Source organism: Pseudomonas cucumis (assembly GCF_030687935.1).
Lineage (GTDB): Bacteria > Pseudomonadota > Gammaproteobacteria > Pseudomonadales > Pseudomonadaceae > Aquipseudomonas > Aquipseudomonas cucumis.
The window spans coordinates 5,162,870-5,175,641 of sequence record NZ_CP117454.1; the positions used below are offsets into that span (position 1 = coordinate 5,162,870).

The 12,772-nt window shown below is 58.3% G+C and carries 13 protein-coding genes and 1 tRNA gene; 8 read left to right on the top strand and 6 right to left on the bottom strand.

The window, feature by feature from the left end; all coding sequences use genetic code 11:
- Positions 1-84: 84 nt before the first annotated feature.
- The 6 genes from PSH97_RS23380 to hemA form a co-directional block, all read right to left on the bottom strand.
- Positions 85-603: an acyloxyacyl hydrolase gene (locus PSH97_RS23380; protein WP_192345469.1), complete on the bottom strand. Its 519-nt coding sequence runs from the start codon at positions 601-603 to the stop codon at positions 85-87.
- 120 nt (positions 604-723) lie between these two features.
- The gene (murI, locus tag PSH97_RS23385; protein WP_305446877.1) at positions 724-1,515 is read right to left on the bottom strand and encodes a glutamate racemase; all 792 of its coding nucleotides are present in this window, start codon (positions 1,513-1,515) and stop codon (positions 724-726) included.
- A complete protein-coding gene (locus PSH97_RS23390; protein WP_305446878.1) occupies positions 1,508-2,263 on the bottom strand; it encodes a molybdopterin-synthase adenylyltransferase MoeB in 756 nt (251 codons plus the stop codon). The genes murI and PSH97_RS23390 overlap by 8 nt, the downstream gene beginning before the upstream one ends.
- Positions 2,257-3,087, bottom strand: coding sequence for a peptide chain release factor N(5)-glutamine methyltransferase (gene prmC, locus PSH97_RS23395; RefSeq protein WP_305446879.1), 831 nt, complete (start codon positions 3,085-3,087; stop codon positions 2,257-2,259). Before prmC ends, PSH97_RS23390 begins: the two co-directional genes overlap by 7 nt.
- Positions 3,088-4,170 (bottom strand): peptide chain release factor 1, encoded by a 1,083-nt coding sequence (prfA, locus tag PSH97_RS23400; RefSeq protein WP_305446880.1) that lies wholly within the window; start codon positions 4,168-4,170, stop codon positions 3,088-3,090.
- Positions 4,167-5,456, bottom strand: coding sequence for a glutamyl-tRNA reductase (gene hemA, locus PSH97_RS23405; protein WP_305446881.1), 1,290 nt, complete (start codon positions 5,454-5,456; stop codon positions 4,167-4,169). The genes prfA and hemA overlap by 4 nt, the downstream gene beginning before the upstream one ends.
- A gap of 182 nt (positions 5,457-5,638) precedes the next feature.
- Between hemA and PSH97_RS23410 the strand changes: the two genes are divergently transcribed.
- The 8 genes from PSH97_RS23410 (at position 5,639) to ychF (ending at position 12,558) form a co-directional block, all read left to right on the top strand.
- On the top strand, positions 5,639-7,363 hold the full coding sequence (locus PSH97_RS23410; RefSeq protein ID WP_305446882.1) for a tetratricopeptide repeat protein: 1,725 nt from the start codon (positions 5,639-5,641) through the stop codon (positions 7,361-7,363).
- Positions 7,364-7,367: 4 nt separating this feature from the next.
- Positions 7,368-7,985 (top strand): lipoprotein insertase outer membrane protein LolB, encoded by a 618-nt coding sequence (gene lolB / locus PSH97_RS23415; RefSeq protein ID WP_008074188.1) that lies wholly within the window; start codon positions 7,368-7,370, stop codon positions 7,983-7,985.
- A 2-nt stretch (positions 7,986-7,987) separates the two neighbouring features.
- On the top strand, positions 7,988-8,839 hold the full coding sequence (gene ispE, locus PSH97_RS23420) for a 4-(cytidine 5'-diphospho)-2-C-methyl-D-erythritol kinase (protein ID WP_123359251.1): 852 nt from the start codon (positions 7,988-7,990) through the stop codon (positions 8,837-8,839).
- 37 nt (positions 8,840-8,876) lie between these two features.
- Positions 8,877-8,951, top strand: a tRNA-Gln gene (locus PSH97_RS23425).
- A gap of 46 nt (positions 8,952-8,997) precedes the next feature.
- Positions 8,998-9,939, top strand: a complete 942-nt coding sequence (locus PSH97_RS23430; RefSeq protein WP_003171603.1) for a ribose-phosphate pyrophosphokinase — start codon at positions 8,998-9,000, stop codon at positions 9,937-9,939.
- Between the two features lie 142 nt (positions 9,940-10,081).
- Positions 10,082-10,681 (top strand): 50S ribosomal protein L25/general stress protein Ctc, encoded by a 600-nt coding sequence (locus tag PSH97_RS23435; RefSeq protein ID WP_305446883.1) that lies wholly within the window; start codon positions 10,082-10,084, stop codon positions 10,679-10,681.
- 169 nt (positions 10,682-10,850) lie between these two features.
- Positions 10,851-11,435, top strand: a complete 585-nt coding sequence (gene pth / locus PSH97_RS23440) for an aminoacyl-tRNA hydrolase (RefSeq protein WP_007905795.1) — start codon at positions 10,851-10,853, stop codon at positions 11,433-11,435.
- Positions 11,436-11,457: 22 nt separating this feature from the next.
- The gene (gene ychF, locus PSH97_RS23445) at positions 11,458-12,558 is read left to right on the top strand and encodes a redox-regulated ATPase YchF (RefSeq protein WP_305446884.1); all 1,101 of its coding nucleotides are present in this window, start codon (positions 11,458-11,460) and stop codon (positions 12,556-12,558) included.
- Positions 12,559-12,772: the final 214 nt, after the last annotated feature.

The window sequence follows — 12,772 nt, forward strand, 5'->3', positions numbered from 1 at the left end:
GCAGGTCTGACGCCTTCGCGGGCAAGCCTCGCTCCTACCCACCGTACCCTGTAGGAGCGAGGCTTGCCCGCGAAGCTTTTGACGTTACAACGGCATCGTGTAATGCAGCGAGTAACTCTCTACGCCATCGTTCGGGCTGCTGATCCCGGCATTGGAATAGTGCGTGGCGCGAATCCCGACTTCATGTCCGCCGGTAAAGCGCAGACCAAACCCGAAACGGTCTTCGAACTGAAAGGCCCCGCCAAGTTTGTTGTCTTCGACTTCGGTGTTGGCAAACACCGCGATGCCGATACCCGCTTCAACGTAGGGCTTGATGGTCTGACCGGCAAACTCATACACCAGCACCGGCGAGAACGACAAACTGTGATTGCTCGACGTTTCATCGCCCTCCCAATAGGTGTAAGCGCCGCTCCAGTAACCGGTCAAGCGACCGATATCACTCTGCAACCAGCTCTTGTCCCAGTCGAATTGCATGCCCAGTCGGTAAGTCATGGTCGAATCGCTGGTCTGGCCTACCCCGAACTCCACCCCGGCTGCCTGCGCGGTAAAACTGTGCCCCATCAATGCGGTCGCAATCGCGGCCAAGCAGAATAGTCGCTTCATTAGAAACATCCTTTTCCGAACAATTTCGTATGGTTTTTATGCTGTTCAACAGACAAAGCTATAGAAGTTGACGCTTGATCAGAAGTTCAGCCCAATTATTCGTCTCATCACATTTTTTATCTACAAGTCGAAGCTTTGCACAACACCCGTCGAATGCCATAAAACCGGCAAGATATTTCTGAAATGCTCCGGATCCGCACTCGTCCAGAACCGGGCAGCGCAAGCAGGTCCCTCGGCCAGCAACTCACGCTCGGCCAACAATCGTTGAAGCTGCCGGGCCACAGCGGCACCGGTATCGATCAGGCTGATGCTCTGGGGGAGCATCTGCTTAAGCAGCGGCTTTAGAAAGGGATAATGCGTGCAGCCAAGAATGATCGTGTCTGCACCTTCAGCCAGCAGCGGATCAACATACCCTTGCAGTAATTGACGCAATGCCTCGCTGTGCAGATCGCCGTTTTCAATCAACTCCACCAACCCGGGGCACGGCTGAGTGATCACCCGCACATCAGTGGCGAAACGGTCGAGCAAGGCGGCGAACTTGGCGCTCTGCAAAGTACCGGTGGTGGCGAGTACCCCCACCACACCACTGCGCGTCGCCGCAGCAGCCGGTTTGACCGCCGGCTCCATGCCGACGATGGGCCACTCGGGGAAATCGCGCCGCAAGTCCGCAACACCCGCGACTGTCGCGGTGTTGCAAGCGAGCACCAGCGCCTTGGCGCCCTGCTGCTGAAAGAACTGCGCCATGACACTGCAACGCTGACTGATGAATGCCGGGGATTTCTCGCCGTAGGGAATATTCCCGCAATCGCCGAGGTACAAAAGAGACTCGTTGGGCAGCAACTGCTGGATCTCGGCCAGCACGGAGAGTCCACCGACGCCGGAATCGAATACAGCAATCGGCGCTTCACGCATGGCTTGACCCGCAGACGTTGCAGCCCGGATCACGCTTGACCCGTAACTCACGGAAGCGCGTACCCAAGGCATCGATCAATAACAGGCGCCCCACCAGCGGCTCGCCGAACCCCACCAGCAACTTCAGCGCTTCGAGGGCTTGCAGACTGCCGACCAGGCCCACCAGCGGACCGAGTACGCCGGCTTCGCTGCACGTCAATTCGGCTTCGCTGCCATGCCCGTATAAACAGTGGTAACACGGGCTTTCCGGACGGCGGGGGTCGAATACCGACAACTGCCCTTCCAGCCGAATCGCCGCACCGCTGACCAGCGGTTTGCGCGCCGCGACACAGGCGGCGTTGACCGCTTCGCGGGTGGAAAAATTATCCGAACAGTCCAGCACCAGATCCACCGCCGCAACTGCCGCAGCCAGGGAATCTTCATCCAGTGCGGTGCGATGGGCAATCAACTGAATCTCGGGATTGATCGCGGTCAGACGACGGATCGCCGAATCGACTTTGCTCAGGCCTACGCTGTCGCTGTCGTGAACGATCTGGCGTTGCAGATTGGTCAGGTCAACCGTGTCGAAGTCCGCCAGATGCAACTCACCGATACCCGCCGCAGCCAGGTACAACGCAACCGGCGAGCCGAGACCGCCGAGGCCGACAATCAGCACGCGGCTTTCTTTGAGCCGCAACTGGCCGTCTATGTCGACGTGTTGCAGCAGAATCTGCCGGCTATAACGCAGTAATTCCTGATCATTCAGCACGGCAAGCGCCCCAGACTGATGCGTTCGTGACCGCCCAGATCGGTGCGGCTGTGGACCTCTTCAAAGCCGCGGCTGAGTAGCAGATCGCGTACGGCTTCAGCTTGATCGTAACCATGTTCGAGCATCAACCAGCCACCCGCTTCAAGGTGATCCGGTGCCTGGGCGACGATCAGACGCAAATCGTCTAGCCCATCGACGCCGGCCACCAGGGCACTGGCGGGTTCGAAGCGCACGTCGCCCTCCGCTAGATGCGGATCGGTCGAAGCAATGTAGGGCGGATTGCTGATGATCAATTGAAAGCGTTGGCCTTCCAAAGCGCTGAACCAATGGCTACTCAGCACTGTGGCGTTGCTCAGGTGCAGCCGCTGGCGATTGCGCTCGGCCAGGGCCACGGCTTCCAGCACACGATCCACGGCGGTGACTTTCCAGGCCGGACGTTCGCTGGCCAGGGCTAGGGCGATGGCGCCGCTGCCGGTGCCCAAATCGAGAACCGTGGCCGGGGTCGCCGGCAACAGTTCCAGCGCGGCTTCCACCAGCAACTCGGTGTCGGGACGCGGAATCAGCGTGTGGGGCGCGACTTCCAGGTCGAGTTTCCAGAAGCCTTGCTGCCCCAGAATGTAGGCCACCGGCTCACCGCTACGGCGGCGTTGCAGGTACTCGGCAAATTTCAGGGCCGCTTCGCTCGGGACGATACGCTCAGGCCAGGTGTGCAGAAAACTGCGGGACTTGCCCAAGGCAGCCGCCAGCAGCAATTCGGCATCCAGACGCGCGGTGGGCGAGTCGGGCAAATCGGCGGCGCGCAACAAGCTGGCAATGATCGTCATTTACTCACCTATCGCTGCCAATTGGTCGGCCTGGAACTCGGCCAGCAGCGGTTCGATCACCGCATCCACGCCACCGGCGAGAATTTCGTCGAGCGAATACAGCGTCAGGTTGACCCGGTGGTCGGTGACCCGGCCCTGGGCAAAGTTATAGGTGCGAATACGCTCGGAACGGTCACCGGAACCTACCAGTAACTTTCGCTCGCTGGCGATGGCATTGGCTGCTGCGCTGGTCTGTTGGTCGTTAAGCTTGGCCGACAGCCAGGACATCGCCCGGGCGCGGTTCTTGTGCTGGGAACGTTCTTCCTGGCACTCGACGACAATACCGGACGGCAAGTGCGTGATACGAATCGCCGAGTCGGTCTTGTTGACGTGCTGACCACCGGCACCGGAGGAGCGATAGGTGTCGACCCGCAGATCCGCCGGGTTGATCTCGATCGCTTCCTGCTCGTCCGGCTCGGGTAACACGGCCACGGTGCAAGCCGAGGTGTGGATGCGGCCCTGGGATTCAGTGGCCGGAACCCGCTGTACGCGGTGTGCGCCGGATTCGAACTTCAACTTGCCGTAAACGTTCTCGCCTTCGACCCGGGCAATGACTTCTTTATAGCCGCCGTGTTCGCCTTCGTTCTCCGAGAGAATCTCTACCCGCCAGCCACGCCGTTCGGCGTAGCGCGAATACATGCGGAACAGGTCGCCGGAAAAGATTGCCGCTTCGTCACCGCCGGTGCCGGCACGGATCTCGAGGAATACGTTGCGCCCGTCGTTCGGATCTTTGGGCAGCAGCATGCGTTGCAGTTGGGCTTCGATTTCGATCAGTTGCTCTTTGGCTTCGCGGACTTCTTCCACGGCCATTTCGCGCATGTCCGGGTCGCTGTCCTTGAGCAGCGCCTGAGCCCCTTCGAGGTCACTCTGCACTTTAAGCAGCTGTTTATAGGTGCCTACGATTGGCTCGACTTCCGCGTATTCCTTGGAATAGGCGCGGAACTTGTTTTGATCGGAAATGACCTCGCCATCGCCAAGCAGGGCGGTCAATTCCTCGAAACGGTCCTGGAGGATGTCCAGCTTATTGAGCAGTGACGCTTTCATTGCGGTTTTTTATCCGAAAAGCTATCCGATGAGCCCTCACCGAGGGCAAAGAGTTCCTGGGCCATGGCCAGCGCATCGAGGCGGCCTTCGGCAGAGAGCTTTTTCAATTGCACGCTCGGAGCATGCAAGAGTTTGTTGGTCAGGCCGCGGGCCAGTTGCACCAGCACGTCTTCGGCGCTGCTGCCATTGGCGAGCATGCGCTGGGCTTTCTGCAATTCTTCGTCGCGCATGCGCTCGCTTTGTTGACGATAGGCCTTGAGCACATCCACCGCCGCCAGTTCGCGCAGGCGAACCATGAAATCTTCAGCACCAATCGACACCATCTCTTCGGCGGCCTGGGCAGCGCCCTGACGGCTCTTTAGGTTTTCGGCGACCACTTCGTGGAGATCGTCGACGCTATACAGGTAAACGTCGTCCAACTCGCCGACTTCCGGTTCGATATCCCGAGGGACGGCGATATCCACCATAAAAATCGGCTTGTGCTTGCGCAATTTCAAGGCGCTTTCCACCGCCCCTTTACCGAGAATCGGCAACTGGCTGGCGGTGGAACTGATGACGATGTCACTGCGCACCAGTTCTGCCGGGATGTCCGAGAGCAGCACTGCGTGGGCGCCGAACTGCTCGGCCAGGATGCTCGCACGCTCCAGGGTGCGGTTCGCGACCACTATTCGCTTCACCCCCAGCTCATGCAGATGGCGGGCGACCAGGGTAATGGTCTCGCCGGCACCGATCAGCAAGGCCTGGCTGCGTTGCAAATCACTGAAAATCTGTTTCGCCAGGCTGACCGCGGCAAACGCTACGGATACCGGGTTTTCGCCGATGGCGGTGTCGGTACGCACCTGTTTGGCCGCATTGAAGGTGGCCTGGAACAGTCGCCCGAGCAGCGGACCAATGGTGCCGGCCTCGCGAGCGACAGCGTAAGCCGATTTCATTTGACCGAGAATCTGTGGTTCACCCAGCACCAGCGAATCGAGCCCGGAGGCAACCCGCATCATGTGACGAACTGCCGCATCATCTTCATGCACATAAGCGCTCGCGCGCAGCTCATCGAGGCTCAGATGATGATAATCGGCCAGCCAGCGCAACACGATGTCAGCCGAAAGGTGATCCTGTTCTATATACAACTCACTGCGATTGCAGGTGGAGAGGATCGCAGCTTCGCGGCTGTCGGTAAGTCGGCAGAGCTGCTGCAAGGCCTCAACCAGCTGCTCGGGGGTAAAGGCCACGCGCTCGCGGACGTCTACTGAAGCAGTCTTGTGGTTAATACCGAGTGCAAGGAAGGCCATTCAAGGTCGCTGATGGTGACGTGAAGCCGACAATTGTCCTACTTCGACAGAGCCAGAACAACTACCACTGACTATTGCGTCAATTACCTGCCCCTATAAAGGCATCCATCGACACTCGGTTATGTTTGGCCGAAGGCTTGTGTCATGATGATCCGACCGCAGGTTAGTCGTCCTCTTCCTATATGAATAGATCTTCCGCGTTGCTCCTCGCTTTTGTCTTCCTCAGCGGCTGCCAGGCCTTGGCACCCGTTTCGTCGGACGGTACGCCGCCGGTCGAAGACAGCGCTCCAGCTCCTGAAAAGCCCAAGGTTTACAGCTCGTTCAGTGAAGAAACCATCTTCAGCCTATTGAGCGCCGAACTGGCTGGCCAGCGCAATCGTTACGATATTGCCTTGGACAACTACGTGACCCAGGCCCTCAACACCCAGGATCCGGGCATCTCCGAGCGGGCATTTCGCATTGCCGAGTATCTGGGTGCCGATCAGGCTGCCCTCGACACCGCACTGGTCTGGGCCAAAAACGCCCCGGACGATCTCGAGGCGCAACGGGCGGCGGCCGTGCAACTCGCCCGCGCAGGGCGTTATGACGACTCCATGGTCTATATGGAGAAAGTCCTGCAAGGCAAAGGCGACACGCATTTCGACTTTCTCGCCCTGTCCGCCGCCGATACCGATCAGGAGACCCGCAACGGTCTGATGAAAGGTTTTGACCGCCTGTTGCAGCGCCATCCGCACAACAACCAGCTGATTTTCGGCAAGGCCTTGCTGTTGCAACAGGACGGCGATGCCAAAGGTGCCCTGACCCTGCTCGAAGACAACCCGCCGGACGAGGGCGAAATAGCGCCGATCCTGCTGCGCGCGCGCCTGCTGCAAGGGCTCAACCGTGGCGATGAAGCCCTGCCGCTGCTGCAAAAAAGCATCAAGAAATACCCGGACGACAAACGCCTGCGCCTGACTTACGCTCGCATGCTGGTTGAGCAGGATCGCATGGACGACGCCAAGGTCGAGTTCTCGAGCCTGGTGCAGCAATACCCCGAAGACGACGAACTGCGTTATTCCTTGGCCCTGGTCTGCCTGGAAGCCAAGGCGTGGGACGAGGCCAAAGGTTACCTGGAAGATTTGATCGCTCGGGAAAGCCATGTCGACTCGGCACACCTGAACCTGGGGCGCATTGCTGAAGAGCGTAACGACCCGCAGGGCGCATTGATCGAATACGCCCAGGTCGGGGTGGGCAACGATTACCTGCCGGCACAATTGCGTCAGGCCGATATTCTGATGAGCAATGGCAAGACCGCCGAAGCCCAAAGCCGTCTGGCAGCCGAGCGCGGCGAGCAACCCGATTACGCGATCCAGCTGTACCTGATCGAAGCCGAAACCTTGTCCGCCAACAAACAGGGCGACAAGGCCTGGAACGTCTTGCAGCAAGCCCTGCAGCAATACCCCGATGATCTGAATCTGCTGTACACCCGGGCCATGCTGGCAGAAAAACGCAATGACCTGGCTCAGATGGAAAAGGATCTGCGACTGATCATCAAGCGCGACCCGGACAATGCGATGGCGTTGAACGCTCTCGGCTATACCCTGTCCGACCGCACCACACGCTATGCCGAAGCCAAGGCCTTGATCGAACAGGCACACCAGATCAACCCGGAAGACCCGGCAGTCCTGGACAGCCTCGGATGGGTCAATTTCCGCCTGGGCAACCTTGATGAAGCCGAGCGGTATTTGCGCCAGGCGCTGGAGCGCTTCCCCGATCAGGAGGTCGCCGCTCACCTGGGTGAAGTCCTGTGGGCCAATGGCAAACAGCGCGAAGCCAAGAAAATCTGGAGCAAGTTCCTCAAGGAACAACCCGACAGCCCTACCCTGCGCGGCACCATCAAGCGCCTGACCGGATCAGAGACTCTTTAAGATTATGTTTTTGCGCCATCTCATTATTTTCAGCTTCATCGCCCTGCTCGCCGGCTGCGCGGGCTTCGTTGCCCGCGAATCGGTCCAGGGTCAAGGCAACAAGGCCCAATGGCGCGAGCACAAACAGCAACTGACCGGTCTCGACGGCTGGCAGATCAACGGCAAAATCGGCATTCGTGCGCCAAAAGATTCGGGTAGCGGCACATTGTTCTGGCTGCAACGCCAGGATTACTACGATATCCGCCTCTCCGGCCCGCTGGGTCGTGGCGCGGCTCGCCTGACCGGTCGCCCTGGCAAAGTCTCGCTGGAAGTGGCCAATCAGGGCCGCTATGACGCGCCGACCCCGGAAGCCCTGGTTGAAGAACAATTGGGCTGGAAACTGCCGGTATCCCATCTGGCATGGTGGGTTCGCGGACTCCCGGCCCCGGACAGCAAAAGTCGCCTGACCCTCGACGTCGACAGCCGCCTGGCCAATCTCGAACAGGATGGCTGGCAGGTCGAGTACCTCAGCTATGCCGAGCAGAACGGCTACTGGCTACCCGAGCGGATCAAACTGCACGGCACCGACCTTGATGTCACGCTGGTGATCAAGGAATGGCAACCACGCAAGCTGGGGCAGTGAACATGACTGCGCCACGCCTGACATTGCCCTCGCCCGCCAAGCTCAACCTGATGCTGCATATCCTCGGTCGCCGTGAAGACGGTTACCACGAGTTGCAAACGATTTTTCAGTTCCTCGATTACGGTGATGAAATCACCTTCGCCGTTCGCGACGATGGCGTGATTCGGTTGCACACCGAATTCGCCGACGTCCCTCACGACAGCAACCTGATCGTCAAAGCCGCAAAAAAACTTCAGGAGCAATCCGGTTGCTCACTGGGTATCGATATCTGGATCGAAAAAATCCTGCCCATGGGCGGTGGAATCGGTGGCGGCAGTTCGAATGCGGCAACCACATTGCTGGGTCTCAATCATCTCTGGCAACTGGGTTGGGATGAGGATCGGCTGGCCGCGCTGGGCCTTACGCTTGGCGCCGACGTCCCGGTTTTCGTGCGTGGCCACGCGGCTTTCGCCGAGGGTGTGGGGGAGAAACTCACCCCTGTGGAGCCCGAAGAACCGTGGTATCTCGTGCTGGTGCCGCAAGTATCTGTAAGTACAGCAGAAATTTTTTCAGATCCACTGTTGACACGTAACACTCCTCCCATTAAAGTGCGCCCCGTTCCCAAGGGAAACAGTCGAAATGACTGCTTACCGGTGGTAGCAAGGCGTTATCCAGATGTACGTAACGCATTGAATTTGTTAGGTAAATTTACCGAAGCAAAACTCACCGGAACTGGAAGTTGTGTGTTTGGGGGCTTCCCAAGCAAGGCTGAAGCTGATAAAGTCTCGGCCCTTCTGACAGAGACCCTTACAGGGTTTGTAGCGAAAGGAAGCAACATTTCGATGTTGCATCGCAAGCTGCAAAGTCTGCTCTAAAAGGAATCGAGTACTGGGTACTCGTTGCAACAGATACAGGGGCGTCGCCAAGCGGTAAGGCAGCAGGTTTTGATCCTGCCATGCGTTGGTTCGAATCCAGCCGCCCCTGCCATTTTCCTATACTCATCCAGGTTACCCTCAGCCTTCAGGTACTGCGCGTGTCCAAGATGATGGTCTTTACGGGGAACGCTAACCCCGATCTGGCTCGGCGTGTTGTACGTCAGCTGCATATCCCTCTCGGTGACATCTCTGTCGGTAAGTTCTCCGACGGCGAAATTACTGCCGAGATCAATGAAAACGTTCGTGGTAAAGACGTCTTCATTATTCAGCCGACTTGCGCTCCGACCAACGATAACCTGATGGAACTGGTAGTGATGGCTGATGCCTTCCGCCGCTCCTCGGCTACTCGTATCACTGCTGTTATTCCTTACTTTGGTTATGCCCGTCAGGATCGCCGTCCGCGTTCCGCACGTGTGGCTATCAGCGCGAAAGTCGTTGCTGACATGCTTACCGTAGTCGGCATCGACCGTGTTCTCACGGTTGATCTGCATGCTGACCAGATTCAGGGCTTCTTCGATATTCCGGTAGATAACATCTACGGCTCCCCGGTACTGGTGGATGACATTGAAGATCAGCGCTTCGAAAACCTGATGATCGTGTCTCCGGACATTGGTGGCGTCGTGCGTGCACGGGCTGTTGCCAAATCCCTGGGCGTGGATCTCGGGATCATCGACAAACGCCGTGAGAAAGCCAATCACTCTGAAGTGATGCATATCATCGGTGATGTCGAAGGGCGTACCTGTATTCTGGTCGATGACATGGTCGATACCGCCGGCACTCTGTGCCACGCGGCCAAGGCCCTGAAAGAGCATGGCGCTGCCAAGGTTTTCGCCTACTGCACGCACCCTGTGCTGTCGGGTCGGGCGATCGAAAACATTGAAAATTCCGTGCTGGACGAGCTGGTGGTGACGAACACCATCCCGCTGTCCGCTGCAGCACAAGCCTGTGCGCGTATCCGTCAACTGGATATTGCACCGGTAGTTGCCGAGGCGGTTCGCCGCATCAGCAATGAAGAATCGATCAGCGCGATGTTCCGTTAAGGGCCCTGCCCTTCTCATTACATCTCGCTGACGAAAAGCGCCCCGCCCCGGCATTACTGTCGGGGCGGGGCTTTTTTGCCCATATCGCCTTTAGCGCTGGTCGCAAACGCTGGGGCGAGTGTGGTTATTTTGGAGATACAACATGAACGATTTTACTCTGAATGCTGAAGTGCGTTCCGACCTGGGGAAAGGTGCGAGCCGCCGCCTGCGTCGTCTCGCCGCCCTGGTTCCAGCTGTTGTTTACGGTGGCGACAAAGCCCCTGAATCCATCAGCATGCTGGCCAAAGAAGTTGCCAAACTGCTCGAAAACGAAGCGGCTTACAGCCACATCATCGAGCTGAACGTTGGTGGCACCAAGCAAAACGTCGTAATCAAAGCTCTGCAACGTCACCCGGCCAAAGGCCACGTGATGCACGCTGACTTCGTACGCGTAGTTGCCGGCCAGAAACTGACCGCTATCGTTCCAGTGCACTTCATCAACGAAGAAGCACCGGTCAAGAAAGGCGGCGAGATTTCGCACGTGACTTCGGAAATCGAAGTGTCCTGCCTGCCGAAAGACCTGCCTGAATTCATCGAAGTCGACCTGGCTAACGCCGAAGTCGGTTCGATCATTCACCTGTCTGACCTCAAAGCCCCTAAAGGCGTTGAGTTCGTTGCTCTGGCACACGGCGATGACAAGGCTGTTGCCAACGTTCACGCTCCACGTGTTGCTCCAGAAGCTACTGAAGGCGCAGCAGAGTAATTTCACTCTGTTCGCCGGAGTGACCGGAAACATCGCGGACTAGAGCGTAGCGAGAAAGCGGGCGAGAACGCGGAGTTTACATAATGGTAAATGAGCACTTGTCGTCCACTTTCGCCGCACTCCCTGATTGCGGTGATGTTATCCACCACTCCTAGGAAGGGCCCCTATCGTGACTGCCATCAAACTGATCGTTGGCCTGGGAAATCCAGGCGCTGAATACGAACAGACCCGGCATAACGCAGGGGCCCTTTTTGTTGAGCGCATCGCGCACGCGCAGGGTGTCAACCTTGTGGCCGATCGCAAATATTTCGGCCTGACCGGGCGCTATTCGCATCAGGGTCAGGATGTTCGTCTACTGATTCCCACCACCTACATGAACCGCAGCGGCCAGGCCGTCGCGGCACTTGCCGGCTTCTTTCGGATAAAGCCGGAAGAGATTCTGGTGGCGCATGACGAACTCGACCTGCCTCCGGGCGTTGCCAAGCTCAAACAGGGCGGCGGCCACGGCGGTCACAACGGGTTGCGCGACATCATCGCGCAACTGGGCAATCAGAATACCTTTCACCGCTTGCGGCTTGGCATCGGCCACCCGGGCGTTGCCAGTATGGTTTCAAATTTCGTCCTGGGTCGTGCGCCACGCGCCGAACAGGAAAAACTCGATGCCAGCATCGACTTTGCCCTCGGCGTGCTGCCGGATATCCTCGCCGGTGAATGGAACCGCGCGATGAAAAACCTGCACAGCCAGAAGGCCTGACTTTTACCCGAGGGGAAACACCATGGGATTCAATTGCGGCATCGTCGGCCTGCCTAACGTCGGCAAGTCCACCCTGTTCAACGCCCTGACCAAGTCCGGGATCGCGGCCGAGAACTTCCCCTTCTGCACCATCGAGCCGAACACCGGTATCGTGCCGATGCCGGATCCGCGCCTGGCAGCCTTGGCGGCCATCGTCAATCCCAAGCGCATCCTGCCGACCACCATGGAATTCGTCGACATCGCAGGCCTGGTGGCCGGCGCCTCGAAAGGTGAAGGTCTGGGCAACAAGTTCCTCGCCAACATCCGTGAAACCGATGCCATCGCCCACGTAGTCCGCTGCTTCGAAGACGAGAACGTGATTCACGTTTCCAACAGCGTCGACCCGAAACGTGATATCGAGATCATCGACCTGGAACTGATCTTCGCCGACCTCGACAGCTGCGAGAAGCAATTGCAGAAAGTCGCCCGCAACGCCAAGGGTGGTGACAAGGACGCCGTGGTCCAGAAAGGCCTGCTGGAACAATTGATCGCTCACTTCACCCTCGGCAAGCCAGCGCGTACGCTAATGAAGAACATGGGCGCCGATGACAAAGCGGTGATTCGTGGCTTCCATTTGCTGACAACCAAGCCGGTCATGTACATCGCCAACGTCGCTGAAGACGGTTTCGAGAACAACCCGCTGCTGGACATCGTCAAAGCCATCGCCGAAGAAGAAGGCGCCATGGTGGTTCCGGTCTGCAACAAGATCGAAGCCGAAATCGCCGAACTGGAAGACGGTGAAGAGAAAGACATGTTCCTCGAAGCCCTGGGCCTCGAAGAGCCTGGCCTGAACCGCGTGATCCGCGCCGGCTACGAGATGCTGCACCTGCAGACCTACTTCACCGCCGGTGTCGAAGAAGTCCGCGCCTGGACCGTCCGCGTCGGTGCTACCGCACCACAAGCCGCCGGCGTGATCCACACCGACTTCGAAAAAGGCTTCATCCGCGCCGAAGTCATCGCTTACGACGACTTCATCCAGTACAAGGGCGAAGCCGGTACCAAAGAAGCGGGTAAATGGCGCCTGGAAGGCAAGGACTACATCGTTAAAGACGGCGACGTGATGCACTTCCGTTTCAACGTGTAATAGGAACCGTGGATTTCCACGGACCTCGGTAATCTCAAAATCCCCGTAATCACTCGATGATACGGGGATTTTTACGTCTTGGGATCCCTCTCCTCCATTGTGATCGGGCCAAACTGACCGATACCCATGCAAGGCTGCGCCACGGGCGGATATGAGCCCTTGCGTTCCTGGCAGTAGGACCATGAGTCGGGACTCGGAGCCGTGACACGCGCCC